The organism is Enterobacter cloacae complex sp. SHL020 (genome assembly GCF_049236945.1).
In the GTDB taxonomy this organism is placed as follows: Bacteria; Pseudomonadota; Gammaproteobacteria; order Enterobacterales; family Enterobacteriaceae; genus Enterobacter; species Enterobacter dykesii.
In genome coordinates this window covers 686,321-710,225 of sequence record NZ_JBMKJF010000001.1, presented here as the reverse complement: position 1 = coordinate 710,225, position 23,905 = coordinate 686,321, and the positions used below count along the sequence as shown (strand labels likewise).

Genomic DNA, 23,905 nt, shown 5'->3' with positions numbered 1-23,905 from the left:
AGGGGGCTGAGGCATCAGGCTTCAACTGTTCGCATCAGGGTTGCCAGCTCATCCTTCACCGACTGGACCTGCGGGCCGATAACCACCTGCAAATTGTGCTGATTTAACTGTACCACGCCGATGGCCCGGTTGGCTTTCAGGGCGTTGGTATCCACTTTTGACATATCCGCCACCGACAGACGCAGGCGGGTGATGCAGTTATCCAGCGAGGTAATGTTATCCGCGCCGCCCAGCGCCGCCAGAATGGCCGGTGTGTTGTACCCGGATTTGCCTACGGTCCCGGCAACCGCCTGTTCAACGCTGCTCGCCGTATCGGTATCGCGGCCCGGCGTTTTCAGGTTAAAGCGGGTGATGGCGAAGCGGAAGATGCCGTAGTACACCGCAAACCAGATAGCCGCCACGACCGGCACCAGATACCACTTGGTGGACAGGCCGTGCAGGATCCCGAACACCACGAAGTCGATCACGTTGCCGTCGGTGTTGCCGATGGTCACGCCCAGCACCGCCATCACGGTAAAGCCCAGACCGGTCAGCACGGCGTGGATGAGGTACAGCACCGGTGCGACGAACAGGAACAGGAATTCGATTGGCTCGGTGGTACCGCCCACGACGCAGGCGATCACGCCGGAAATCAGCAGGCCTTTAATTTTATGACGGTTTTCCGGGCGCGCGCAGTGGTACATCGCCAGCGCGGCACCCGGCAGGCCGCCGAGGAAGGCCGGCATTTTACCCTGAGACAGGAAGCGGGTGGCGCTTTCGGAGAAGCCGTGGGTGGTCGGACAGCTCAGCTGCGCCTGGAAGATGGTCAGCGCGCCGCTCACGTCGTGACCGCACACCTCCATGGTACCGCCCGCTTCGGTGAAGCGAATCAGGGCCACCAGGATATGCTGCAGGCCAAACGGCAGGAGCAGACGCTCGCCGGTGCCGAAGATCATCGGACCGAAATCTCCCGCGCCGTTGATGATGCGGCCAATACCGTTGATGCCCATCGCAAAGACCGGCCAGATCAGCGGAATGATTAAACCGAACAGACCCATCACGACCAGGGTAACAATCGGCACAAAGCGGGTACCGCCGAAGAAGGCCAGGGCATCCGGCAGGCGGATATTGTGGAAGCGCTCGTGCAGCATCCAGATAATCACACCCGCGATCACCGCCCCGAGGATTCCGGTATCAATAGACTGGATGCCGATCACGCTCTGAATGTTGTTGGCCTTCAGCACGGCGGCGTCGGTGGTCGGCAGAATGCCTTTCGCGGTCAGCCAGAAGTTAACCGCCAGGTTCATCACCGCGTAGCCCACAAACCCGGCAAACGCCGCGACGCCTTTGTTCTCGCGCGCCAGGCCCAGCGGGATAGCGATACAGAACATGACGGGCAGGAAGCTAAACGCAAAGGAGCCGACTTTACTCATCCAGATGAAGATCGCCTGCAGCACCGGGGTACCGAGGAACGGGATCAGCGTGATGACGTCTTTACTGCTCAGCGAGCTGCCGATCCCGAGCATGATCCCGCAGAACGAGAGGAGTGCCACGGGCAGCATAAAGGTTTTACCCAGTTGCTGGAAAAATTCCCACAGCGATATTTTTTGTGCTGCTTTCGCCGTCATAAAACGACTCCTTTATTGTTAAAATCAGTTTGCCTTCTTCAATGCTGCGAGAAGATAAAACGTTTTATCAAAGTTTAGTGCGCGCTAAATCACATTCTCAGGCTTTGACTGGTAGTATAAAGATAACGTATTGATAAAACGTTTTACCGATCTCATTTCAGGGAGTCACGCCAACACATGGCTGTAGCGAAAAAAATCACCATCAACGATGTCGCGCTGGCGGCGGGCGTTTCCGTCAGCACCGTTTCTCTGGTGCTGAGCGGAAAAGGGCGCATCTCTCCTGCGACCGGTCAGCGGGTTAACGAGGCGGTTGAGCAGCTGGGCTTTGTGCGTAACCGTCAGGCGTCGGCCCTGCGCGGCGGGCAAAGCGGGGTGATTGGCCTGATTGTCCGCGACCTGACGTCACCTTTCTATGCGGAGCTGACCGCCGGGTTAACCGAAGCGCTTGAAGCGCAGGGGAGGATGGTCTTTCTTCTGCACGGCGGTCGCGAGGCCGATCAGCTTCTCTCCCGGCTCGATATGCTGCTGAACCAGGGTGTTGACGGGGTGATCGTCGCCGGCGCGTCGGGCGTGGGCAGCGAGCTGTGCGAGCGCGCCGCTGAAAAGGGCGTGCCGCTGGTGTTTGCTTCGCGCGCCAGCTACCTGGACGAGGCCGATACGCTGCGCCCGGATAACATGCAGGCCGCGCAAATGCTGACCGAGCATCTAATTCGTCGCGGGCATCAGCGCATTGCCTGGCTGGGCGGGAAAAGCTCGTCCCTGACCCGCGCCGAGCGGGTCGGCGGCTACTGCGCGACGCTGATTAAATACGGCCTGCCGTTCCACAGCGAATGGGTCGTAGAGTGTGAATCCAGCCAGAAGAAAGCGGCGGAAGCGATAGGCGCGCTGCTGCGAAGCAGCCCGACGATCAGCGCCGTGATTTGTTACAACGACGTGATTGCCATGGGCGCCTGGTTTGGCCTGATCCGCGCCGGGCGTCAGAGCGGCGAGGGCGGGGTGGAAACCTTCTTCGGCCATCAGGTGGCGCTGGGGGCGTTCGCCGATGTCGGCGAAAACGCGCTCGACGATCTGCCGATCGTCTGGGCTACAACTCCCGCGCGGGAGATGGGCTACACGCTGGCGGACAGGATCATGCAGCGCATCGACAATACGGACGTTCAGGCCGGACACCAGATTGTGGCGGCGCGGCTGGTGACGGTGAAATAATCTCCGCTGCGCAACGCCCGGCGTCGCTTCGCTTGCACGGGCCTGCAACGGCTCGGGATCGTAGGCCGGGTAAGGCGTAGCCGCCACCCGGCTAAAAAGATTGCGCACTCTCAAACACTCATTGGTTTAATCACTAATATGATAAACTTTAGGACGTTCATCTATGGTGAAATTATTATTTTTCTGTGTTCGCCAAATGTGCTCTTTCGTATACGTGCTAAAGGATACTTTTGAACAAGTTTTGTAAAATCCACATCATTATCATCAAAATGAGGGCCCAGAATTATCGACTTAACTTCTAACGGGTGAAAACCATAGTCACTATAGTATCCAGAATTAGTTGTTTTCGCATAGGTTGATATTCTCCATTCTTTTTCGTAGGCCCAATCTTCTGTTTTGATAAATGTGATTTCGTTGTTGATATAGTCAATTGCTTGACTGTCTGGTAAGAAAAGTAAATCTGCCATACCCTCAGCAGTATAAGTTAAAGGCATTTCATTTGTATAATTTATTGGCTTTGCTATTAACCATGCACTATCAAGTTCATCAATGCATTCAAATTCAATAACAACACCTTTGTATCCGTCAGCATAATGATTCCACATTGGTGGGATTGTCGCACTTTCTGATAAGCATAGAATTCTTCTATCATTGAGCATGCCTCGCCACATATTTTTCATATCTTCTATAGCAATAGGTGCTCCTGGCCCAACCGGAGGATCGATTTCAATTTCTTGAAATTTTTCCGCTAAACCTGGAGGGATGCCGTATGGGAAAAGTTTTTTATAAATTTCTAAAAGCGTCCTTATTCTTGGATTCACATTTAGTAGATCCTGCCGTGGGTTAAGCAATTCCTGCTTCAGTTTTCGCGCTAATGCTTTACCTAGAGTAATTTCATTGACATTTTTCATTACCTCTCGAGGTACATCAAAAGGGTCATTAAATATTGTTGGGGAACTCCATCTTAGACTACAATTTTCGAGAACAATTTTGGCAGTATTTGCTGACATGTATTTATAAAAAACATGTCTCTCATGTGTTCTGTATGATTTTCGCATAAATAGCCTCGCAAAATAAGCTCATTATAATTGCTAATAATTATGGTGGCCGAACAAGTTACTTAAATTTAGGTGTTGAAAATATTATACCATTTCATATTTAGGATTCGAATGATTCCAGGTGTGTTTTTGGAATGCCTCTCGCATTTTTGATTAAAAAATAAATGGAAAAAGAAGTGCCAGTTTCTTTTTTTTATCATATCCATTACAGTTTTCCCACTGCGGCAAATTCCGCAGTCAGGCGTGGAAACCTGAACCATCACACGACGACACAGTTTTAGTGTCGGGGCAGCGCATATCCTTGTAAAATCAACGGTGGCGCTGATAGGGCAGCCGAGAGGCTGGCTGAAGACCGTGTGATTCAGTTTCCACCCCTGTCAGCGCCGCCACCCTCTGAGCGTGGAAACTTAGACGGTGGCCTTAAAACATCACACGGAGGCTGCCATATGGCTACGATCCCTACCCTTACTAACCCTCGATCCACTGACAGTATTGCCTGCCAACTTCTCGATCTGCCGATATCCTCAACGCTTGATCTCTTCGAACTGACAGATTGCTGCTGCGCTTTTGTTAACGTGCTGCTGGAAACCCAAAACAAAGCAGAGCGCTTAGCGCTGTGTGGCCGTCTGGCTTTTACTCTCGATGAGCTAAAAAACCGATGCGATGAAGATTTACCGCCTCATCTGGTAGAGCGACTGAGTACAGCGTTACCTGCGCAATCCTGTGTTCCGGATTGCTGGCAAGATACTGCGATGCTAGTGGGATATGCTCAGGCACTTAATCAGGCATTGTTGAGCCAGACTCTGGCAAGTGCTGTCTCGCAAGAACTTGCTGGCTTATTACATGACCTGGTTTATCTCCTGGCTGACTTTGTCAGAGAACCTTACCTGCCGCGCTGAGGTCACGCCCGGCGGCGCTGCGCTTGCACGGGCCTACAACGGCCCGGGATCCTAGGCCGGGTAAGCGTCAGCACCACCCGGCAATAAAAAACCCCTCGTGCGAGGGGTTTTGCTGTTTACTGCTGCGGTGCCGCCGGTTCGGCTGGCGCTGCCGGTTCAGCCGGTTCAGCCGGTTCAGCCGGTTCCGGCATCCCCAGCGTCGGCATACCAAACATGCCGACGAAGTCTTCCAGCGGCATCTTGTCGCCGTTGAGCGTGACCTGGCCGTTGGCATACTGCAGGCTGGTGGAAATTGTGTTGTTTTCCACTTTGGTGATGCGGAACATCTGGCCCATGGCCGCCAGACCTTTCACCTGCTGGTTCGCCAGCTTGCCGGCGTCTTCATCGCCGTAGCCTTCCAGCTTCGCAATCTGGGTCATAAACTCGGTCGCCATATCCATCGGGATGGTCAGCTTGCTGTCGAGCGACTTCACGCTGCGATCCACTTCCTGCGCCAGCGTCTGCGGTTCATCCGTGGCGGTGGCCGTATCTTTCAGGAACAGCGACAGGTTGAAGCTGGTTTCGCTTTTGCTGTTTTTCCAGCTCAGCGGCGCAACGGTGACCACCGGCTCGCCTTTCAGCAGGATCGGCAGGTTGTTGAACAGTACCGCCATCGCCTGCTGCTGGTACACTTCAGGGTTCTGCTGCAGCGCGGCATCGGTCAGCAGTGCCTGGCTCTCTTTGCTGTATTTCTGGCTAAACTCGTGCCACGCCTGGCCGTCGATATTGCCGATCTTCAGCGACAGCTTGCCGGTGCCGAGGTCCTGATTCTGCACCTTCAGGCTCTTCAGCGTGTAATCCAGCTGCGTGTTGATGCTCTTACCGTCTTTGGAAACGTCGGATTTGCCGTTGATGTCCATGCCTTCCAGCACGGCCATCTCTTTGCCTTCAACCGCAATGGCAACCTTGTCCAGAGACAGTTTCTGATCGCCGATACGCTCCTGGAAATCGGTCATTCGGCTGTTGCCGTCGGCCTTCAGGTTGTTGAAGGTGAGCTGAACCTTTTGGTTATATTCGTTCACGGCATTGACCAGGCCGCTTTCCGCTTCACCCGTCAGGGAGAACACGTTTCCGTCGCGGTCAGCGTCAAGTTTGAAGTGGCCGCCGCTGAAGGCGACTTTCTCATTCTCTTTCTCGTAGTTCAGCGCTTTCAGAGCGATATCTGAACTTGTGTCACCGGCATAGCTGATGCGGGTATTAATGTCGAAAGGCGATTCATTCTTTGCCAGGTCAAACAGCGGTTTGGTGACGTCGTTATTCACCAGCACGGTATGAACGGACGCCATCGACGGGATCAGGTTAAAGGACTTCAGCTGCGCCAGCGGCAGCGGACCGTGGCTCACCACCTCGTCCAGCACCACGCTCTGGCCCGGTTTCAGCCAGCCATTTTCAGCACCGGCAACCGGCTTCACTACCAGCTGCATACGGCTGGTAAAGACGCCGCGATGATAGTTCTGGTAGCTCAGCTCAAGGCCCGCCTCCGGCGCGCTGCGCTTAATCTCTCCGTTAGCCTGCGCCACCATCTCAGCCAGACGGCCTTCCAGCTGTTTCCCGGTAAACCAGGAGGCACCCGTCCAGACCACACCTAACGCTACAATCACTCCAACCGCTACGACCGATTTTTTCATTGCGACTATCCCTAAAATGAAACCAGGCGGTAAAAACCGCCTGGAGATATTAAGCCTGCAACTAGCTTAGCAAGAGTTGTTAAAAAATTCAGTAAGTGGTTAAAGCTTATTGAAAACGCGCGCCAGGCGACCGGTGCCGCTTACGCTGACCGGAGACTCATTGGCTGCAACGAATGCTGACTCACCGGGCTTAAGCACCAGACGCTGTTCGCCTTTGCGCAGCGTCGCTTCGCCCTCGGCGCAGAACAGAATCGCCGCGCTTTCCTGCGCGATGGCGGTTTCGGCCTGGCTCAGGTCGTGCAGGGAGAAAGCAAAATCTTCAACCGGAATCGGGAATTCCAGCTCTGCGCCGTTTTTCACCGGCTGAGTCAGCAGCTCCGCGGCAGGTTTCGCCACAAACTTCACGTTGGCAACCAGCTCAGGAATATCGATGTATTTCGGCGTCAGGCCCGCCCGCAGGACGTTATCGGAGTTGGCCATCACCTCCAGCGCCACGCCCTGAAGGTAGGCGTGCGGGGTTTCAGCGAACAGGAACATCGCTTCGCCCGGGTTCAGCTTCACCACGTTCAGCAGCAGAGGGGAGAACAGGCCGCTGTCGTCCGGGTAGAATTCGGAGATCAGACGGATAGTCTCCCACGGTTCACCTTGCTCGCGTTCCAGCGTCGCTTTCAGCACCGCCAGCGCGTGAGATTTCTCTTCATCCTGCATATTCAGCAGGCTGGCAAACAGCTGGCTGAGCGCGTCCGCGTTCGGGTTTTCAAGGAAGTGGGCGATAGCCTTGCTGGCTCCCGCGACCGGTTGCAGCAGAGAAACGATCTCTGAAAATTCGCGGAACGCATTCATCGCCAGGAACGGGGTCAGCGCAAAGACCAACTCCGGCTTGTGGTTAGGATCTTTGTAGTTACGCTCGGCGGCGTCTAACGGAATACCCGCCGCGTTCTCTTTCGCAAAGCCGATTTCAGAGGCTTTCTTGTTCGGATGAACCTGAATAGAGAGCGGCTGGTCGGCGCACAGCACCTTAAACAGGAACGGCAGTTCGCCAAAGCGCTGAGCCACCTTGTCGCCCAGCAGCGCGGCTTTATCGGCATCAATCACGTCACGCAGGCTGCGAACCTGGCCGCTGGCGTCTTCAATTTTTGAGCTGCTCTTCGGGTGCGCACCCATCCACAGTTCTGCCATCGGCAGGTTGTTCGGGTTCGCGATACCGTAGAGATCCGTTAACGCAGTTTTACTTCCCCAGGCGTAGTTTTGCACTGAGTTAATGAGTTTTTGCATTATCAAGCCCTGATTCAATTATGGAATTAACTCCGGGTATTAAAGCAATAAACCTCATGGAAGTAACCTGTGGATGTAAAAAGTCGTACTAGTCTCAGTTTTTGTTAAAAAATTGTGTAGGATAAGCTGACTCGCTTTTAAGCCGGGCAGCGGAACATCTGCCCTGAATAAACAGACCGAAGCAGTAAGTGAGAGACCAATGTCGAATAAACCCTTCCATTATCAGGATCCTTTCCCCCTCAGTAAGGATCGGACCGAGTATTACCTGTTAACCCGCGATCACGTCTCCGTCTCTGAGTTTGAAGGACAAGAGATCCTCAAGGTGGATCCGCAGGCACTGACGCTGCTGGCGCAGCACGCTTTCCACGACGCCTCGTTTATGCTGCGCCCAGCGCACCAGCAGCAGGTTGCCGATATCCTGAGCGACCCGCAGGCCAGTGAGAACGATAAATACGTAGCCCTGCAGTTCCTGCGTAACTCAGACATCGCGGCGAAAGGTGTTCTGCCAACCTGTCAGGACACCGGCACGGCGATCATCGTCGGTAAAAAAGGCCAGCGCGTCTGGACCGGCGGCGGTGATGAAGCGGCCCTGGCGCACGGCGTCTACAACACCTACACCGAAGATAACCTGCGCTACTCGCAAAACGCGGCGCTGGATATGTACAAAGAGGTCAATACCGGCACCAACCTGCCTGCACAGATCGATCTCTACAGCGTCGACGGTGACGAGTACAAATTCCTCTGTATCGCCAAAGGCGGCGGTTCAGCCAACAAAACCTATCTTTACCAGGAAACCAAGGCGCTGCTCACCCCGGGCAAGCTGAAAAATTACCTGGTTGAAAAGATGCGCACCCTGGGTACCGCGGCGTGCCCGCCGTACCATATCGCGTTTGTGATTGGCGGTACGTCGGCGGAAAGCACGCTGAAAACCGTCAAGCTGGCCTCAACCAAATACTACGACGGCCTGCCTACCGAAGGTAACGAGCACGGCCAGGCGTTCCGCGACGTGCAGCTTGAGCAGGAACTGCTGGAAGAAGCTCGCAATCTGGGCCTCGGCGCGCAGTTTGGCGGCAAATACTTTGCCCACGACGTGCGCGTGATCCGTCTGCCGCGTCACGGTGCCTCCTGTCCGGTCGGGATGGGCGTGTCCTGCTCTGCGGATCGCAACATCAAGGCGAAGATCAACCGCGAAGGCGTGTGGATCGAAAAACTGGAAAACAACCCGGGCAAATACATTCCGGAAGAGCTGCGCAAAGCGGGTGAGGGTGAAGCGGTTCGCGTCGACCTGAACCGTCCGATGAAAGAGATTCTGGCACAGCTTTCGCAGTATCCGGTCTCGACCCGTCTCTCCCTGAACGGCACGATCATCGTGGGCCGCGACATCGCGCACGCGAAGCTGAAAGAGCGTCTGGACAACGGCGAAGGGCTGCCACAGTACATTAAAGATCATCCGATCTATTACGCCGGCCCGGCGAAAACGCCTGAAGGCTATGCCTCCGGCTCGTTAGGCCCAACTACCGCAGGGCGTATGGACTCGTATGTTGACCAGCTGCAGGCCAACGGCGGCAGCATGATCATGCTGGCGAAAGGCAACCGCAGCCAGCAGGTGACGGATGCCTGCCATAAGCACGGCGGCTTCTACCTCGGCAGCATCGGCGGCCCGGCAGCGGTGCTGGCGCAGGGCAGCATTAAGAGCCTGGAGTGCGTGGAATACCCGGAACTGGGTATGGAGGCGATCTGGAAAATTGAAGTGGAAGACTTCCCGGCGTTTATCCTCGTGGATGACAAAGGCAACGACTTCTTCAAGCAAATCCAGTCGTCCCAGTGTTCGGCGTGCGTGAAGTAGTGCAGTAAATAGACGGGTGGCGCAGTCGCCACCCGACACATTAAAGAGCGCACAAAGCGCCATAACGTTTCTCAGAAGTCATCAATACTTATCCCTTAAGCATGTGAGCAATCCCTCTTTTGTTATCAAGGAGAAAGTAATGACCACGGTACGCCATGAGAAAGACTCGATGGGCGCCATCGACGTCCCGGCCGACAAGCTTTGGGGCGCGCAAACCCAGCGTTCGCTGGAGCATTTCCGTATCTCGACTGAAAAAATGCCCGTCTCGCTGATTCAGGCGCTGGCGCTCACCAAACGCGCCGCCGCGAAAGTAAACCAGGATTTAGGCCTGCTGGCGGCAGACAAAGCCACCGCCATCATCAACGCCGCCGACGAAGTGCTGGCGGGCAAGCATCCCGACGAATTCCCCCTCGCCATCTGGCAGACCGGTTCCGGCACCCAAAGCAACATGAACATGAACGAAGTGCTGGCGAACCGGGCAAGCGAACTGCTGGGCGGCGTGCGCGGCATGGAGCGTAAGGTTCATCCGAACGATGACGTCAATAAAAGCCAGAGTTCCAACGACGTCTTCCCGACGGCGATGCACGTGGCGGCGGTGATTGCTATCCGCGACCAGCTTATCCCGCAGCTTAACGTCCTGAAATCCACGCTCAACGAGAAAGCGCAGGCCTTCCGCGACATCGTCAAAATTGGCCGTACGCACCTGCAGGACGCCACGCCGCTGACGCTCGGCCAGGAGATTTCCGGCTGGGTGGCGATGCTGGAACATAACCTGAAGCATATTGAGTACAGCCTGCCGCACCTGGCGGAGCTGGCGCTCGGCGGGACGGCGGTCGGGACCGGGTTAAATACCCATCCTGAATACGCGGTGCGCGTGGCGGAGGAATTGGCAAACATCACCGGGCAGCCGTTCGTCACGGCGCCCAACAAGTTCGAAGCGCTGGCGACCTGCGATGCGCTGGTCCACACCCACGGCGCGCTGAAAGGGCTGGCGGCCTCGCTGATGAAAATCGCCAACGACGTGCGCTGGCTGGCCTCGGGTCCGCGCTGCGGCATCGGTGAAATCAGCATTCCGGAAAACGAGCCGGGCAGCTCCATCATGCCGGGTAAAGTCAACCCGACCCAGTGCGAAGCCATGACCATGCTCTGCTGTCAGGTGATGGGCAACGACGTGGCCGTCAACCTGGGCGGTGCGTCCGGCAACTTCGAGCTGAACGTCTATCGTCCGATGGTGATCCACAACGTTCTGCAATCGATTCGTCTGCTGGCGGACGGCATGGAGAGCTTTAACGAGCACTGCGCGGTAGGGATTGAGCCGAATCGCGAACGTATCAGCCAGTTACTCAATCAATCCCTGATGCTGGTGACGGCGCTGAATACCCATATCGGCTACGACAAAGCCGCCGAGATCGCTAAAAAAGCGCATAAAGAGGGGCTGACGCTGAAAGCCTCCGCCATGGCGCTGGGCTATCTGACGGAGGCGGAGTTCGACGCCTGGGTTCGCCCGGAAGCGATGGTCGGCAGCCTGAAATAGTCATCCCGCCACGTACAGGTGCAGCCGCGGAATAATCAGCTGCAGCGGCTGCGCCTGAGGTCTGTAACGGTGCTGGACATTGTCCGCATCGTAATTCAAAAGCTCACCAATATCCGGCACGATGGCCCCTCGATCGGCATCATAGAGCGCAATCAGCGGCGTAGGGCAGGCATACTGAACCTGTTTTTGCTGGCCGGAATACCAGACGCGGGCGATAGGCTGTACCTTCACCGGACGCTTAATTTTGAGGCGCGCGTCCGCCGGAAGCGAGGCGATGCTGTGGTACTCCTGCTCCAGGCGCTCAATCCACTGCTCGCGCGACCACGGTGCGACGGTGCGCGGCGTCTTCAGGCTTTTTTCCAGCTGCGCCAGAATCTCATCCCGGGTGAAGTTTTTAATAATGTGCTTATTCGCCCAGCCGAAGCGCAGCGTGGCGGGGTGACGCAGTACCGTCAGCGTGCGATAGGCGTTAAGGGTAATTAGCCCCGGAAGCTGGCGGTGCACCCATTCAAACCGGGCGGCAGGGGCGAGGCCGGACTCTACGGTAACGATCTTTTCAAAGGCCGCTTTCAGGGTGTTGATATGGGTAATCTGGCTTTCCAGCGCGTCGCGCGTTGTCGCATCAGTTTGCAGGCAGATCACGCCGGGCAGACGCACGGCGGCCTTACTGCTGCGGTTTTCTGACTGCTGCTGGATAAACAGGCGACGATAGTGCTTCAGCGCCAGCTCGAGGGCGGCGCTGCCGATGTGCTGTTCAACTTCGATGGTGTCCAGCGGGTCGTGCTCGGCCCCTTTAGCCACCTCGGGCAGGGTAAAGACGCGCGCGGCCAGCAGACGGCAGCTCTGTAAACGTTCGGTCAGGGTCAGGAGCTCGTGTTCTATTTCCCGAAACGTGCTGTTCAGCCGTTCGAGGAGATCGTAGGTCGCCATAAACACTCTCGTTAGTTACAACATACTTATCATATAGCACAGCACGCCGGGTCAGGCCAGCGTGCGGTTGAGGTCAGGCAGGGACGGGAAGGGCGATGTTATGGTATACCGGCCAGCTAAAGCAGAAGCGCGCGCCGCCGAGCTCGCTCTCTTCGCAGTGCACCGTGCCGCCCATCGCCTGCGCGATAGAGTAAACAATCGCCAGCCCCAGGCCGCATCCGCCAGTGGCGCGATCGCGGCTCGGGTCAAGGCGGACAAACGGTTCAAACACGGTTTCTCGCGCTTCCGGAGCAATACCCGGACCGTCATCCTCCACCGTCAGGCTGGCCTGATTGCCCTGCAAATCCAGCCCAATCTGTAGCGTGCTTTCGCTGTAGCGCATGGCGTTGTTCATCAGATTGTCCAGCACGCGCTCCATCAGGCGCATATCGAGCGCGCCGTAATCACCCGGCGTGACCCGCGTTAACAGCGTGCGCTGTGGGTTCACGCTCTGAACGTCATCGATGTGGGTTTGCAGCCAGGCGGGCAGGTCCGGCGTGCTGAGGTTCAGCTCGTTTTGCGGACGATCGAGGCGCGCGTAGGTCAGCAGCTCCTCAATCAGCGCCTCAAGCTGGCCGATATCGCGGTTAAGCGCCTGCGACTCCGCTTCAGTCAGATTTTCGCTCATCTCCAGACGATAGCGCAGGCGAACCAGAGGCGTGCGCAGCTCGTGTGCAATCCCGTCGATCAGCTGCTTTTTACTGGCGATCAGGGCATTGATGTTATCGGCCATCTGGTTAAAGGCAACGCCCAGACGTTCAAAACTGGAACCGCTGTCGAAGTGAATGCGTTCGGTAAAGTGCCCCTCGCCAAAACGCTGCGCGGCGGATTCCAGCTTCAGCATGTCCTGCCAGTGCGGGCGCATCCAGATAAAGACCGGAAACGCGAGCGAAATGGCGATAAAGGCCATCAGCGCCATATCCAGCAGGCGCATCTGGTGCAGATAATAGAGATAGGGCACCGGCCCGACGGCCAGCACGTAATGGCTGCGCGGAATGCGCTGGATAAAGGTGTATTTCTCATCCAGCGCGACGATGTCCCCGTCGCGCAGACGCTGCATGGCGGGCGGATCCAGCTCAAAATCTTTTAACGGCTCGATGCGTAAATCGAACGACAGATTCAGGTCCAGCTCTTTCAGGGTTTTCGCCCAGTCGTGCGGCGGGATCTCTCTCAGTTCGCTGCGCATCAGATAGAGCGAGCTTTTCATCAGGTCGTCCAGAGACTGTCTGCCCGCACGTTCGGCGGTAAATTTATACACCAGCCCGACCAGCATGGTCATGACCAGGAAGCAGACAAACAGTAAAAGATAAAACTGCACAAACAGCTTTTTCATTAAATATCACCGGGAAATCAAGTAATTAACTACTTTGTTTTTACCTTCAGGGGCACTATAGGGGCATTTGCATATCCGCCAAAGCGCTGATTCAAAAATGATACCTGATCGCTATCGAGAGCATTTATCCACGCAGAGTATACATGGAAGACCATCTCTGCATTCTCATGACCCATCTGATTCGCTATAAAAGCAGGATTAGCACCTGCCGACAACATCCAGCATGCGTATGTATGACGCAGCTGATAGGGGCGTCTGCGGCGAATTCCCGATCGTCTTACCGTAATATCCCATAATGACACAATTGAACTGACTGAATAGTACGCAGCTTGCTTGCCTTTCTGAGGTCGAGGCATAAACACAAAGTGCAGTTTCTGCGTTTCCGTTTTACCGAACTCCCGGTGGTGAAAAGTGATTGGTACCTTAGGGGCACTCCCGGTAAGTTCCTTTTGAGCTCGCAAAGCTTCCAGAGCCGGCTCCAGTAACTTTATCGTCCGGTATCCAGCTTCGGTTTTGGGTGGTCCAAACAAGCCTTCCTGAGTTAGATTGCGCGCAATGTTAGCTTCGCCAGAATTAAGATCGATATCCTCCCAGGCAAGAGCGCAAAGCTCCCCGGGTCGAACGCCGGTATAAGCGAAAAATTGCCACATGTTTTTCTGCTGAGCCGGAGCAGTCTCTTTCAACTGCTCAAACTCATGTCTCAGAAGTGGATCTGGTTTTGTTTGCCCTTTGCGAAGCCTTTTTATTCCGACATATGGTTGATATGAAATGACTTTATTTTTAACCGCATAGTCGAGGATTTGTCGCAAGATGGCCAGATAATAATCTACTGTTCTAACGGCGCGGCCGGTTTTATTTCTCCTCTTTTCGGGAGCATAGTTAGTCTCGCCAGTCAGTAATTCCTTTCTCCAGCCCAGAATGTCGCTGTTGGTGATGGATGCAACCAGCGTTTCAGGGCCGATTAGTTTTGTTAACGTTCTTACAGCTATCCCATAGCTTCTTGTGGCATTGGGTGAGAGATCGATTTTATGGTTTTCATACCAGGTTGATGCAAGATCGGCGAACGTCGTAATGTTTTTAGATGTATAAAACCTTGATGCCACCTTTGACTCCGGGAACATGCCCCGGTAGTCAAAAGTTCCCAGCTGAATCTCGCTTACAATTTTGGCCCTTAGATTCCCGGCTTTTTTGAGATTCGATGCATTTACGATCCATCCTTTCAATGTTTCTCGACATCTAACGCCCTGAAACTTGAAACTTATTCGTATCTTATTGTTGTGGATCTCAACACCCTTTGGCATTGCAGCCATTATGCCTCCTTCACAAACCTGTTAATGTTTGGGATGTTGTACCAGACAAGTCCTCGCTCTTCGGAGCTGCTTCCATCCAATGGGATTCTCTTAAAATGAATACCTTCTACCCAGGAGGTTTGGCGATAGCTTTTAATCTGACGATCTGTAAGGCCTGTCTTCTCTTTTAGTTTTGAAGCAACGCCCCATTCTGAATCGTAAATTACCTGCGACATGGTTCACCTCAGGTAACCGGCATGAGTATAGATATGCCGGTTTTTAGTCGTTGATATTTCAGTTTCAGTTTGCCTGGCCGGGCAGGGAACGCAGTCGGCGCATGCCGGTCATTGCTGTGGCCACGTAGCTTGCCTTGCAGTTGACCACTTCAACCCAGACCTTCACGCCTTCCACTCTTACCGTATAGGTCTCTTTCATCTTGCTGCGCCCATAGTCACCATATCTTTGCTGGTGGGCTGCGAGTGCGATTTCACATGCCTGGCGAGCCAAAGGGGATTGCTTACTGCCTCGATTAATCAGTCGCATTTCTTCTCCTTGAGGGAGGGTTTCCCCTCCCGATCTCGTTAGTCCACGTATTCCGGTTTCATATCCGCCAGGGTGATGCTGAACTGACCATGCAGTTCGTCGCCCAGATGGCGTTTCGACGATGCAAGAACGCGCTCTACTTCTGCGAACCGCTCAGCTGCATCGGGCTCATCTGAAGGTGGCAAGGAATTGATGGCTGCTTCGACTTTGTTCCGTGCATCAACCAGGTAATAACGCTTCACGGCCTTGTTTTTCAGCTCAGTGAACAGGGCAGAACCCAGCGTTGCTTTGACGGTTTCAATATCTGCGCGCAGAGCTTTAGCGCTATCCACATCCTGAGCCGCCTCGATGCGATCACGAAAATCATCAGCAAGTGCATCAATGTTTTGAGCTGATTCCTGAGCCGTTTGGGTGGTAGTGACGTTATCACCTGAAATGTCTGCAAGGCTTACGTGCTGCGCCGGTACGGGGTTTACCTCTCGTTCTTCACGGCGATCATCGAGTTCATCCGGGGTATAAACTCCCAGAATTACATCCGGGCAGAACAGTCTCGCCCAACGTTTGACGGCCAGGTACGCCAGCTGCTGGCGAGGGTCGTCAGCCCAGAGGGTAGAGTTTCGGGTTCGGGCCTGAGCCAGCAGTAAATCAAGTTCCCTCGGCTGATCTTCACCTTTAAGCGTTGCGCGGATAATGATGCCGATCCCAGCCTCGTCAGCCAGGGTCCAGCCCGGGACGCGGTACTCGCCTTTGTCGCCTTTACGGATGTGGAATTTTCCAACTACTTTTTCCCATGGCCCGTACCATTCATATTCAAAGCGGCTGGCCAGCACGCCGCTTCGTGAAATGACGGCATTAACCAGCTGAGCTTCATACCCGAGCACACCGTTAATCAGGTGCGTCTTCTGCGCCACGGCAAAGGGATTCATCTGCCACTGTGCCGCTTGCATCGCAACTGCCATGCAGTCGGCCTGATTGCCCTGCAGGTGCTTAGGAACAGTAGCGGTGCCTTGGGCCATGATCTGCGCGAACGTGCTGATGGCGTTCAGATACTGGGAATCGAACAAAGCCACGTTGGAGTTAATAACGGTATTCTGGTCAGCAACGGTAACGTTTGTGTTATGCATAAATCCCCCTTAAACCTGAGCGCGCAGCGCTTCGAGGCGGCGCAGGTCGAAATCGTTCAGTTCATCTGTGTAATCGGTAGTGATTGGTGCTGGCCACTCGCCCGTGTCGAAACCTGTGGCAATGGCGCGCATTGTTTTGCGGTACTCAAGCATGCCCAGTTCCAGCAGTTCGGTGGATGCCTCAATGATGGCGATCCAGTGGTAGTTCTCGTCTTTGTTGACGAAAATCCAGAAGAACTGGTCCAGCGCCGCGGTCTCGCAATACATAGCCGCACTGAGGTGGTAGTCCCGGTCAATGATTTCCCGATGCAGCCTGGCGCGCAGGCTTTCTTGCTTCACATTCCACATGCTGATGGTTTTCAGGTCGGCGCCAATTCGCACGCCGTCCAGTTCAATCTCGAGATCCGGGCGTACACGCACTTCTAATCCGGTTTCGTCATCGAAACCGAAATAGCTCACTTCAACGGCGCGGCTTGGATGTGTCAGCAGCATGCCCGCGGTCGGGTGCGCCAGTAGTGCGGACTGAATTGCTCGCGCGGTGGCCAACTGCTGGCGGGTAACCAGAATCTTTTCGCCAGGGTTGTCGCGCCAGCCATCCAGCAGTTCGTCGGCGAACATGGCATCGGGCTTAACTGATTTAACTGCCTGAATCATGTCTGCTTTAGTACCAGACACTTTCAGCGGTGTAGGTTTCTGCGCTTCTTGCGCCACCAGGTCTGGATTGATGATCGCTAATTGCTCGAGTAGCGCATCACGGCTGCCGCTGGTTTTAACCGGCACGGGCAGGGTGGCGTTGTACTCTTTAATGCATGCCTTCATTGCCGTTGCTGTCTGCTTCTGGCCTTCTTCAATACGCTGATACTCAGCAGGGAGAGCCATATAGCTTTGAGCCGTTTCTTCCAGGCTGGCGCCAAGCGGCACTTGAGCGGGAAGGGATGCGTTATGTTCTTCAAGCAACGCTTTAATCTCGTCAGCGCTTAGCAGCGCCGGTAGGCTGGCGTTGAACGCATCGATGAACTCGCGAAGAGTTGCGGTGGTGGTGAAAGCACCCTCCGGGATCTCAGGTTCTACGCTGAACTCTGCTTCGAGGTTTTCCGGCTGCAATGCAAGGGCATGCACCAGGTTCCCCATGTCCAGCACTTTGGATGCTGTGCGCGGTATTGTTTTAGCCACATGGCGCGCGTTGAAGTACATCAGGCTGACGCGGGCATCTTTTACCTGGGTTGAGCTAATACCGTTTGCTGCGTGATAAACATCATTCGGCAGACCTTCGTAGCGGCCAGGCTCGAAGTAAGCCGGGTATTCGATTACTGGCTCTGACTGCTGCTCTTCTGGCGCTATGGAATCTGTCTGCGAATTAGCTGCATCAGTGCTTTCGCCCGGTGGTACCGAACCAACATCTTCGTCTTTCTCTGGCTTAGCCGCTTCCATCTGCACATCGCTGGTGGTCTCCGCTGTGTTTTCCGTTTTTACGACTTCATTTGAGGTGGTATTGATGCCCGGATTGTTATTTCCACCCATCAGGCCATCGATGGAGAACACTCCACTGCCGAGATTTTCAACCTGCGGTTGTTCAACTGGGGCTTCAGTCTCAACTACAGGAGTAGGCAACGGCAGTAACTCCACAGCAGAGATAAACTCAGCCGTCATGGTTTTATTAACAAACTCAAGATGAGCCGATGGCGTGTGGTGGATGTTTTCCGGCGCTATGCGGATCAGATTGAAGATTGCTGCACGGTTCACCGCCAGTATGCCGGGCTGATTACGCAGGATGGCGCTCCATGATTTCCATGGTTCTTCTTTCTTCGCCACGATTTCTTTGGCGCGACGCAAAACGCTTGAGGGGATTTCAAAGTGATGGAAATCCATAGGCAGCAGGGCACAGGCGATCTCAAGATTGAGAGAGTCCAGAGTGTGGTGCGCGCCTTCGCCGCGATCCGTCACATAGCCACCGTCTGCATTGGTCCTAGAATCAGTGCGCTGAACATTACTGATACGATTACCGGCTGCCCATTCGCGAACGAGAATGCCGCGATCGATATAATCAGTTGCCGCCCAGATTCGGGTGAATCGGAGAACCAAAGCGAGTTCGTGGAGCTTCTGCTGGCTGAACACCTTGCGAATGGCGTCGGTATAGCGCCAAAGGTCTTTGGTATCGTAACCCTTCACCTCTTCGCAGTTTTCTGCCGCCAGCAGCAGGTTCTGGACATAGCTGTTGTCAGTGTCCATCTCCAGCGCGCTGATAGCTTCGTACTCTTCGCGGGTTAAGTGGTGGCGCAGTTCATTGGCGGTGAACTGGGCGAGTAGCTGCTTCCGGAACGGCATACGCACGACTGGATAACGAGTGGTTTCGTCATCATTCTCGTCAATCTGAAGACCGTTTTCAGGTTCTGGATCCTGACCGGTTGTAACATCGATGTCGTTAGTGCTTTCTGATTTGAGAAGAGAAAGCTTTCCGCTTCTCCACTCTTCAACTAACTGATTGCGGTCGCTGGCATCTGCTCTCGCCCAGTCAGCCATGAATGCAGCAATAATTTCAGTTTCGTGCGCTTCATCTGGCGCGAATACCTGCTTAATTGCCTGAACCAGTTTCCACTCAGCGTTCAGGCTGAGTTCGGCAACTTCAGGGATATCGTTCTTCGCCAGCAGCAGGTGCTGGAGATAGGTGTTGCCTTCATCCAGTGACATTTCGCTGGCAGCCAACTGCTGCTCTTTAGTGATGTGTGACTGATATTTGTCGCTGGTCAGGTGGACGGCAAAACGGACCGCTGGTGTGCGGTTTTCAAGCGGGACACTCTCGTCGGCAGTATCGACTTTAACGCTCATTTTCTGTACGGCAGGAGTGTCAATGTCTCCAGTGGACTCAACGCCAGCCTTTGGCAGCCAGGTGCGTCCATCTTCCTGCAGTTCGTAGCGTTTGCACCAGGTGTAATCCACCGCACTTTCTTCCGGCAGGTCGTTATACACGGGGAAATCGGTCCGAACTGGTTTGGCATAATCCTTGCCCCGGCCGGTTTCAATGCCAGCATCTTCCAGCTCTACATCCAGCTGCAAATTGGCTCGTGCTTCTGATTTAGCCGTGAACCAGATAACGGCATCTTCTTTGCCGGATTTCTGGGTTGCCTTGATAAAATGAAAGAATTCCATATCGGGTCCTTAATTTTGGTTGTAAGATACCCGCAGCTAATGATTGCTGCCTTGGGTAGTGGTCATTGGTCAAAACTCGATTCCGGAAAGCTTTGGTCGGCTGACCGGGTACTTAACCCGCCTTGCGCGGGTTTTGTGCTTTTAGGGGCTGGTAACAGCCATTGGCCATAACTCGATTAAAATTTGAAAGCAAGCTGGTGGTCGTCAGCCGGTCTATATGGGTAACACTCTCCTTTTACGTGCTGTTATTTGGCAGCTGCATCACAGCCAGCTTCGGTTTGGTATACACCGAGCATGATGTCTGAGCATTCCCGGTGAGGGCGCAGACGGTAACGATCAGGGCAAAGAACGAGTTCATGCTTTTAGCTCTGGGTCACCTTTCTGCGCAAGGAAATAGCAGAGCTTGCGAATCCATACTTCCGCAGTACTGAGGCGGATTGCTTGTTGTCTTGAAGGTGTTCGTGCAAAGTCGATCATTTATCTTTCCTTTTAATTCTGACTGTCGTATCACGGTCCTAACTTCAGTGCTATTGTGGTTATTCCCGTACTCTAATGAGGGAATTAACTGTGGATAAAGAAGAGAAAGTCTTGTATTTAACTCGCTTAGCGGTTGATACATATAACTCTTACCGTTCTGCTCAAATCTCTTCTGGCCGGAATCTTTCTGACCCCCACGATCCGGTGGAAGAGATAGAAAAAATCTATGCAAAATTCGAAGTCTTTCTTGACCAGAAACTCTCAGAAGACGAATGGAAATAGGGTTAAATGCTTCCCCAGCTAGACCTATTTCTCCCGAGTGAGCTGTTGCAATGTGCATAAAGCTCACTCTTTCTTATGACCGTGTCATCCACAATTTTTTCTCCTATATGCGCCTGTAACGCCGGCCAGCGGAACGTTTACACCTGATGCGCGTTAATCTCACCACCTCATCCGACTATTCGTATGCCGTCGGCGGCTACTTCGTGGGCGTCCTGCCTTGATGGTTCGTAGTGCGTCTTGGTGAGTTAGATTAAACACAAAGTTTAAGTAGTAGTCAACAAAATGAATAATCTTAGATAAACAAAATGTTTATGTGGTGCTTATGGAGAGTGAAATTTTGTCCTTTGGAGGAAAAAAATTCGACGAAATGGTACGTGCTGGAAGTCCGCGGAATGGTCGCTTAGTACAAAAGATGTGCTAGTTATTAGAGGGGCATAAAAAAAAGGCCACTTCATGGCCATTTCTTATGGTGGGTCTTTATGATTCATTGCTGAAAGGATTACTCAATCATCCTGCGAACGAATCCGGCCTTTCATATACTTATCATATAGTTCGTCCAGCTCTTTCAAGCGAAGTGCGAAGATGCGAAGCATGTTCTGTTGCTCTTCTTCGGGAAGCTGACGGTAAAGTTCCAACAGGCGTTGTTCGTCCGGCTTCAGTCCATCTTTTTTGCCAACATCTTGGCCAAGCAGCCACTCAAGGCTCACCCCAAGCGCATCCGCCAGCTTAATCGCTGAACTTTTACCAATCGTCCCACGAACGAACCAGTTATTGACCGACTGAGCACTGACGCCGCATATACGGGCCATGTCTGATTTGGTCAACTTCTTGAGCTCAAGAACCTCGTTAAGCCGCTGAACTTGGGGGTGGTTAATCTGATGAGTTTTTTCTTTCATGGACGAATTCTAAACCAAATGTTTATTAGCTCAATATTCAAAATGTTGACACAGGAATAAACAATATGTTTAATTGCGTTGTTGTTACAGGAGCTATTTATGAAAGCAATTGATAAAGCAATTACCAAAGCAGGAACTGCTACGCGCTTAGCCCAACTGCTAACCGTAAGCGCCATGACTGTTAGTCATTGGCGAAATCGATATCAGGGCGTCGTACCGGCAGATCGAGTTTTGCAAATTTATGGGGTTACCGGCGTAACTCCGCACGAGCTGCGCCCAGATCTCTACCCAAACCCAACAGACGGTTTACCTAAACAGGATCCTTAACTATGCAAACTGTTTCATTTCAACAGAGTAGCAGAGCCTCCTCTAATCCAATGATATTCCCGTGTCATCAAAGCGAATCGGCAGAGCAGGATCTTGATCATCGAGATATTTGTTCTGCAGTCAGGGCGTGGGCAGCGGCAGAAGGGCGCGTAGCTGTTGCGCTTCAAATCCAAGAAGCGGCGGAAGAACTTCAACTTGATGGCGTAGATTTTTCTGGCCAGGCCGATGTCTGGAACGTGAAGCTGTTCCGCTGGCTCGACAACAAAGAAGACTCCGCATCGTACCGAAAGAACGTCGAACAGTTGGTGCCAGCGATCATGTCTGTATTACCGATTAGATATCGCGACCGTGTCGTTAAAAACGACTCCTTTGCCTATCGGATGGCCAGGCTGGAGAAAGAGGTGAGTGAGGCGAAGCAAGCTCTGATGCTCAATGCACCGAAGAAGGAAAAACTGAAGGAGTTAGGCGAGGGGATTTTTGAAATGTTCCGTGTCGATCCGGACCTTACGGCGCCGCTGTTGGCGATGGTCACAACCATGCTGGGGGTTGTGTGAAGACTTTAGAAAAGGCGAAAGCCGGTCTGCGCAAACAGAACCGACTTTCAGGTGCAAAAACGGAGTGTAATTGCGGAGCTAAGTATGTCAAACACAGCTGAAATTATCAATTTCCCCAACAGAACTGAACAACCGGGAGGTCGTATGGCCGACCTGTCGAATGGGTATACCAAGGTCGCTAACGAGATCCAACAGCTCAAGCCTCGCCTGAGAATGTCAGGCCGGGAGTGGCAATGTTTTGAGGCGGTGATCTGGCTTACCTACGGCTGGAACAAGAAACAGGACCGCGTTACGAACACGGTGATCGCCGAGCTTACAGGGCTGAGTGATTCCCACGTTTCTGATGCGCTCAAATCGCTCGCAGAACGCAAAATCATCTTCAGTCAGAAGCAAGGCGTGATGAAAACGGTCGGTATAAATACTGACCTTTCTGCCTGGATTTTAGACAAACCGAAAACGGGAAAAGTCTTCCCGAAATCGGGAAAAGTGTTACCGAAAACGGGAAAAACCTTCCCGGAAACGGTAGACACCCAAGACTATAACAAGAACAATATTAAAATATCCTCGTCTCGGAATTCTGACGAATCCCGAAACCAGAAAACTGAAAAGTTTCTCTCACGCCATCCAGAAGCTGCCGCCGGGATATACACCCCGGCAGGTAAATCATGGGGATCCGCTGACGACCTCAAGGCCGCTCGCTGGATTTACGACAGGCTTCTCACCGTCAACGCATCGCTATCCGAACCCAACTGGGCTGAATGGGCAAACACCATCAGGCTGATGCGTGTCCAGGACAAGCGCACTCACTACGAAATCTGTGACCTGTTCCAGTGGGCCAACCGGGACGAGTTCTGGAAAGACAACATCCTGAGTCCTTCGAGTCTGCGCAAGCAGTGGGATCAGCTCACCACCAAACGGCTGCGTGCAATCGGAGCGGTAAAACCATCCCGGGGCGGCATTGACCTGCATAATACCGACTGGATTGATGGAGTGCTGGAATGAAAAATCTAGCCGAAAGCATTCGCAATTTTGACCGGGAACAGGCGCGCCGCATGGCCCACAACCTGCCTGAGCAGTACAGCGAACGTGAGCAAACGCAGCAGGTGGCACAGATTATCAACGGCCTGTTCGTGCAGCTCGCTGCCGCGTTCCCTGCAAGCCTGGTTAATCGCAGCCAGGAAGACGTGAACGAGATTCGCCGTCAGTGGGTGCTGGCGTTCAAAGAAAACGGGATAACCACCATGGAGCAGGTTGATGCCGGCATGCGCATGGTTCGCCGCCAAGAGCGCCCGTTCCTGCCGTCGCCAGGCCAGTTCATCAAGTGGTGCAGGGAAGGGCGCAGCGTGCTGGGGATCACCACCGCTGACGTTATGGCTGAGTACTGGAAGTGGCGTAAGCTGGTGTTTCGTTACCCGAGCAGTGAGCAGTATCCCTGGCCTAAACCCATTTACTATCACATCTGCCTCGAGCTGCGGCGCCGGGGAACTGATGGTCAACTGTGCCACAAAGAACTCGAGCATGAAACCGGCGATATTCTGGATATGTGGGAAAAGCGGGTGCTGGCCGGGAAGCCAATCCCGCCTGTTCGGCGCGCGTTGGCCTCGCCAGTGGTTCAGAAGGGGCCAACGCCAGCGGAGCTTTTAAAGGCTAAATATGACCGGATGAAGGCTGGTGGGAGGGGGTAAGTGTGCCAGCAAAGATTCTGAAGACTCGTGCCGCACAACGAATGAGTTAAAGGCTTTATCTCCATCGAGTGTTATAACCGAGTAACAAGTCGCCTCCTCTGGCGACAAAGAGGTATCAAAATGAGATTAAGAATCACGAGATCAATCGGCCTCAGCAAATTCTCGCCACGTTGGGTTAAGACTATCT

The 23,905-nt window shown here is 53.7% G+C and carries 23 protein-coding genes; 9 read left to right on the top strand and 14 right to left on the bottom strand.

The features are described from left to right. Window positions 1–14: 14 nt before the first annotated feature. Window positions 15–1,607, bottom strand: a complete 1,593-nt coding sequence (gene malX / locus ACOTZB_RS03375; RefSeq protein ID WP_029740306.1) for a maltose/glucose-specific PTS transporter subunit IIBC — start codon at window positions 1,605–1,607, stop codon at window positions 15–17. 177 nt (window positions 1,608–1,784) lie between these two features. On the opposite strand from malX, the gene ACOTZB_RS03370 reads away from it, so the two are divergent. Further along, a complete protein-coding gene (locus tag ACOTZB_RS03370) occupies window positions 1,785–2,813 on the top strand; it encodes a Mal regulon transcriptional regulator MalI (protein ID WP_023311457.1) in 1,029 nt (342 codons plus the stop codon). A gap of 161 nt (window positions 2,814–2,974) precedes the next feature. Here ACOTZB_RS03370 and ACOTZB_RS03365 read toward each other — a convergent pair whose 3' ends face one another. Further along, window positions 2,975–3,724 (bottom strand): DUF2971 domain-containing protein, encoded by a 750-nt coding sequence (locus tag ACOTZB_RS03365; RefSeq protein ID WP_421626487.1) that lies wholly within the window; start codon window positions 3,722–3,724, stop codon window positions 2,975–2,977. 593 nt (window positions 3,725–4,317) lie between these two features. Between ACOTZB_RS03365 and ACOTZB_RS03360 the strand changes: the two genes are divergently transcribed. After that, window positions 4,318–4,770, top strand: a complete 453-nt coding sequence (locus ACOTZB_RS03360; RefSeq protein ID WP_421626486.1) for a hypothetical protein — start codon at window positions 4,318–4,320, stop codon at window positions 4,768–4,770. A gap of 116 nt (window positions 4,771–4,886) precedes the next feature. On the opposite strand, the gene ACOTZB_RS03355 is transcribed toward ACOTZB_RS03360, so the two are convergent. Both ACOTZB_RS03355 and manA read right to left on the bottom strand, forming a co-directional pair. After that, window positions 4,887–6,437: a YdgA family protein gene (locus tag ACOTZB_RS03355; RefSeq protein WP_421626485.1), complete on the bottom strand. Its 1,551-nt coding sequence runs from the start codon at window positions 6,435–6,437 to the stop codon at window positions 4,887–4,889. Between the two features lie 99 nt (window positions 6,438–6,536). Further along, complete coding sequence (manA, locus tag ACOTZB_RS03350) at window positions 6,537–7,712, bottom strand: mannose-6-phosphate isomerase (protein ID WP_193804500.1); 1,176 nt, start codon at window positions 7,710–7,712, stop codon at window positions 6,537–6,539. A gap of 199 nt (window positions 7,713–7,911) precedes the next feature. Between manA and fumA the strand changes: the two genes are divergently transcribed. Together fumA and fumC are read left to right on the top strand one after the other, a co-directional pair. Continuing rightward, window positions 7,912–9,558 carry a class I fumarate hydratase FumA gene (fumA, locus tag ACOTZB_RS03345; RefSeq protein ID WP_029740299.1) on the top strand — a complete coding sequence of 549 codons (1,647 nt, stop codon included), beginning with the start codon at window positions 7,912–7,914 and terminating at the stop codon, window positions 9,556–9,558. A 139-nt stretch (window positions 9,559–9,697) separates the two neighbouring features. Next, window positions 9,698–11,092: a class II fumarate hydratase gene (gene fumC / locus ACOTZB_RS03340; RefSeq protein WP_421626484.1), complete on the top strand. Its 1,395-nt coding sequence runs from the start codon at window positions 9,698–9,700 to the stop codon at window positions 11,090–11,092. Here the strand turns inward: fumC and tus are convergent, their stop codons facing one another. From tus to ACOTZB_RS03295, 9 genes are all read right to left on the bottom strand, one after another. Then, window positions 11,093–12,022, bottom strand: a complete 930-nt coding sequence (gene tus / locus ACOTZB_RS03335; RefSeq protein ID WP_193804498.1) for a DNA replication terminus site-binding protein — start codon at window positions 12,020–12,022, stop codon at window positions 11,093–11,095. A gap of 73 nt (window positions 12,023–12,095) precedes the next feature. Next, complete coding sequence (gene rstB / locus ACOTZB_RS03330) at window positions 12,096–13,394, bottom strand: two-component system sensor histidine kinase RstB (RefSeq protein ID WP_033145344.1); 1,299 nt, start codon at window positions 13,392–13,394, stop codon at window positions 12,096–12,098. Window positions 13,395–13,423: 29 nt separating this feature from the next. Next, the gene (locus ACOTZB_RS03325) at window positions 13,424–14,704 is read right to left on the bottom strand and encodes a site-specific integrase (protein ID WP_045143009.1); all 1,281 of its coding nucleotides are present in this window, start codon (window positions 14,702–14,704) and stop codon (window positions 13,424–13,426) included. Beyond that, window positions 14,704–14,919 (bottom strand): excisionase family protein, encoded by a 216-nt coding sequence (gene xisR / locus ACOTZB_RS03320; protein ID WP_045143008.1) that lies wholly within the window; start codon window positions 14,917–14,919, stop codon window positions 14,704–14,706. The genes ACOTZB_RS03325 and xisR overlap by 1 nt, the downstream gene beginning before the upstream one ends. Window positions 14,920–14,983: 64 nt before the next feature. Further along, window positions 14,984–15,226 carry a DUF4060 family protein gene (locus ACOTZB_RS03315; RefSeq protein ID WP_020882485.1) on the bottom strand — a complete coding sequence of 81 codons (243 nt, stop codon included), beginning with the start codon at window positions 15,224–15,226 and terminating at the stop codon, window positions 14,984–14,986. A gap of 38 nt (window positions 15,227–15,264) precedes the next feature. Further along, on the bottom strand, window positions 15,265–16,350 hold the full coding sequence (locus ACOTZB_RS03310; RefSeq protein ID WP_045143007.1) for a RecT family recombinase: 1,086 nt from the start codon (window positions 16,348–16,350) through the stop codon (window positions 15,265–15,267). Between the two features lie 9 nt (window positions 16,351–16,359). Next, window positions 16,360–19,497, bottom strand: a complete 3,138-nt coding sequence (locus ACOTZB_RS03305) for a RecE family exodeoxyribonuclease (protein ID WP_202774314.1) — start codon at window positions 19,495–19,497, stop codon at window positions 16,360–16,362. A gap of 235 nt (window positions 19,498–19,732) precedes the next feature. Continuing rightward, window positions 19,733–19,855, bottom strand: a complete 123-nt coding sequence (locus ACOTZB_RS03300) for a hypothetical protein (RefSeq protein WP_265096645.1) — start codon at window positions 19,853–19,855, stop codon at window positions 19,733–19,735. Beyond that, on the bottom strand, window positions 19,852–19,974 hold the full coding sequence (locus ACOTZB_RS03295; protein ID WP_265096644.1) for a hypothetical protein: 123 nt from the start codon (window positions 19,972–19,974) through the stop codon (window positions 19,852–19,854). The genes ACOTZB_RS03300 and ACOTZB_RS03295 overlap by 4 nt, the downstream gene beginning before the upstream one ends. A 90-nt stretch (window positions 19,975–20,064) precedes the next feature. Here ACOTZB_RS03295 and ACOTZB_RS03290 point away from each other — a divergent pair, with 90 nt between their 5' ends. Beyond that, window positions 20,065–20,256: a hypothetical protein gene (locus ACOTZB_RS03290; protein WP_133550391.1), complete on the top strand. Its 192-nt coding sequence runs from the start codon at window positions 20,065–20,067 to the stop codon at window positions 20,254–20,256. Window positions 20,257–20,759: 503 nt separating this feature from the next. Here ACOTZB_RS03290 and ACOTZB_RS03285 read toward each other — a convergent pair. Beyond that, on the bottom strand, window positions 20,760–21,152 hold the full coding sequence (locus tag ACOTZB_RS03285) for a helix-turn-helix domain-containing protein (RefSeq protein ID WP_059311998.1): 393 nt from the start codon (window positions 21,150–21,152) through the stop codon (window positions 20,760–20,762). 99 nt (window positions 21,153–21,251) lie between these two features. Here ACOTZB_RS03285 and ACOTZB_RS03280 point away from each other — a divergent pair, with 99 nt between their 5' ends. The 4 genes from ACOTZB_RS03280 to ACOTZB_RS03265 all read left to right on the top strand — a co-directional run bounded on the left by ACOTZB_RS03280 (window position 21,252) and on the right by ACOTZB_RS03265 (window position 23,718). After that, entirely contained in the window at window positions 21,252–21,479 is a 228-nt protein-coding gene (locus ACOTZB_RS03280; RefSeq protein WP_083264079.1) for a transcriptional regulator, read from the top strand. A 2-nt stretch (window positions 21,480–21,481) separates the two neighbouring features. Next, entirely contained in the window at window positions 21,482–22,033 is a 552-nt protein-coding gene (locus ACOTZB_RS03275; protein WP_202774313.1) for a toxin YdaT family protein, read from the top strand. Between the two features lie 84 nt (window positions 22,034–22,117). Continuing rightward, window positions 22,118–23,035 carry a replication protein gene (locus ACOTZB_RS03270; RefSeq protein WP_202774312.1) on the top strand — a complete coding sequence of 306 codons (918 nt, stop codon included), beginning with the start codon at window positions 22,118–22,120 and terminating at the stop codon, window positions 23,033–23,035. Then, entirely contained in the window at window positions 23,032–23,718 is a 687-nt protein-coding gene (locus ACOTZB_RS03265) for a replication protein P (protein WP_202774311.1), read from the top strand. Before ACOTZB_RS03270 ends, ACOTZB_RS03265 begins: the two co-directional genes overlap by 4 nt. Window positions 23,719–23,905 lie beyond the last annotated feature (187 nt).

What these genes read in the sequence shown, in the direction of transcription:
- malX (WP_029740306.1), bottom strand. Translation starts at nt 1,607, where the DNA reads ATGACGGCGAAAGCAGCACAAAAAATATCGCTGTGGGAATTTTTCCAG.
- ACOTZB_RS03370 (WP_023311457.1), top strand. Translation starts at nt 1,785, where the DNA reads ATGGCTGTAGCGAAAAAAATCACCATCAACGATGTCGCGCTGGCGGCG.
- ACOTZB_RS03365 (WP_421626487.1), bottom strand. Translation starts at nt 3,724, where the DNA reads ATGAAAAATGTCAATGAAATTACTCTAGGTAAAGCATTAGCGCGAAAA.
- ACOTZB_RS03360 (WP_421626486.1), top strand. Translation starts at nt 4,318, where the DNA reads ATGGCTACGATCCCTACCCTTACTAACCCTCGATCCACTGACAGTATT.
- ACOTZB_RS03355 (WP_421626485.1), bottom strand. Translation starts at nt 6,437, where the DNA reads ATGAAAAAATCGGTCGTAGCGGTTGGAGTGATTGTAGCGTTAGGTGTG.
- manA (WP_193804500.1), bottom strand. Translation starts at nt 7,712, where the DNA reads ATGCAAAAACTCATTAACTCAGTGCAAAACTACGCCTGGGGAAGTAAA.
- fumA (WP_029740299.1), top strand. Translation starts at nt 7,912, where the DNA reads ATGTCGAATAAACCCTTCCATTATCAGGATCCTTTCCCCCTCAGTAAG.
- fumC (WP_421626484.1), top strand. Translation starts at nt 9,698, where the DNA reads ATGACCACGGTACGCCATGAGAAAGACTCGATGGGCGCCATCGACGTC.
- tus (WP_193804498.1), bottom strand. Translation starts at nt 12,022, where the DNA reads ATGGCGACCTACGATCTCCTCGAACGGCTGAACAGCACGTTTCGGGAA.
- rstB (WP_033145344.1), bottom strand. Translation starts at nt 13,394, where the DNA reads ATGAAAAAGCTGTTTGTGCAGTTTTATCTTTTACTGTTTGTCTGCTTC.
- ACOTZB_RS03325 (WP_045143009.1), bottom strand. Translation starts at nt 14,704, where the DNA reads ATGGCTGCAATGCCAAAGGGTGTTGAGATCCACAACAATAAGATACGA.
- xisR (WP_045143008.1), bottom strand. Translation starts at nt 14,919, where the DNA reads ATGTCGCAGGTAATTTACGATTCAGAATGGGGCGTTGCTTCAAAACTA.
- ACOTZB_RS03315 (WP_020882485.1), bottom strand. Translation starts at nt 15,226, where the DNA reads ATGCGACTGATTAATCGAGGCAGTAAGCAATCCCCTTTGGCTCGCCAG.
- ACOTZB_RS03310 (WP_045143007.1), bottom strand. Translation starts at nt 16,350, where the DNA reads ATGCATAACACAAACGTTACCGTTGCTGACCAGAATACCGTTATTAAC.
- ACOTZB_RS03305 (WP_202774314.1), bottom strand. Translation starts at nt 19,497, where the DNA reads ATGGAATTCTTTCATTTTATCAAGGCAACCCAGAAATCCGGCAAAGAA.
- ACOTZB_RS03300 (WP_265096645.1), bottom strand. Translation starts at nt 19,855, where the DNA reads ATGAACTCGTTCTTTGCCCTGATCGTTACCGTCTGCGCCCTCACCGGG.
- ACOTZB_RS03295 (WP_265096644.1), bottom strand. Translation starts at nt 19,974, where the DNA reads ATGATCGACTTTGCACGAACACCTTCAAGACAACAAGCAATCCGCCTC.
- ACOTZB_RS03285 (WP_059311998.1), bottom strand. Translation starts at nt 21,152, where the DNA reads ATGAAAGAAAAAACTCATCAGATTAACCACCCCCAAGTTCAGCGGCTT.
- ACOTZB_RS03280 (WP_083264079.1), top strand. Translation starts at nt 21,252, where the DNA reads ATGAAAGCAATTGATAAAGCAATTACCAAAGCAGGAACTGCTACGCGC.
- ACOTZB_RS03275 (WP_202774313.1), top strand. Translation starts at nt 21,482, where the DNA reads ATGCAAACTGTTTCATTTCAACAGAGTAGCAGAGCCTCCTCTAATCCA.
- ACOTZB_RS03270 (WP_202774312.1), top strand. Translation starts at nt 22,118, where the DNA reads ATGTCAAACACAGCTGAAATTATCAATTTCCCCAACAGAACTGAACAA.
- ACOTZB_RS03265 (WP_202774311.1), top strand. Translation starts at nt 23,032, where the DNA reads ATGAAAAATCTAGCCGAAAGCATTCGCAATTTTGACCGGGAACAGGCG.